Genomic DNA, 326 nt, shown 5'->3' with positions numbered 1-326 from the left:
AGCAGCCACGTTCGTCCGAGCCAGCGGTGCAAAACCCGCGCGGTGGCCCGGCGCCGAAGATCATCCACAAGTGGCGACGGTGCGCGGCTCGGTCCGGACCATCCGGGCGCCAAACAACTTCTCACGCAAGGTACCCTGGGCGTATTCGGTCTTGTACACCCCCCGCTTCTGCAACTCCGGCACCAGCCACTCCACTGCGTCGACAAAAGTTTCGTGAGTCAGCGCATAGGCCAGGTTGAAGCCGTCCACATCGGTGTCCTCCACCCATTCCTGCAGCAGATCCGCCACCGTCTGCGGACCGCCGACAAACAGCGGGCCAAAGCCAC

General features: G+C 64.1%; 1 pseudogene. It reads right to left on the bottom strand.

The features are described from left to right. Positions 1–60 precede the first annotated feature (60 nt). A pseudogene (locus AC0L3B_RS38900) lies at positions 61–326 on the bottom strand (5,10-methylene tetrahydromethanopterin reductase); the annotation flags it as partial.

Source organism: Bradyrhizobium sp. Kon56 (assembly GCF_055807635.1).
Note: the sequence above shows the minus strand (reverse complement) of the source record. Positions and strands in the feature narration are given on the sequence as shown.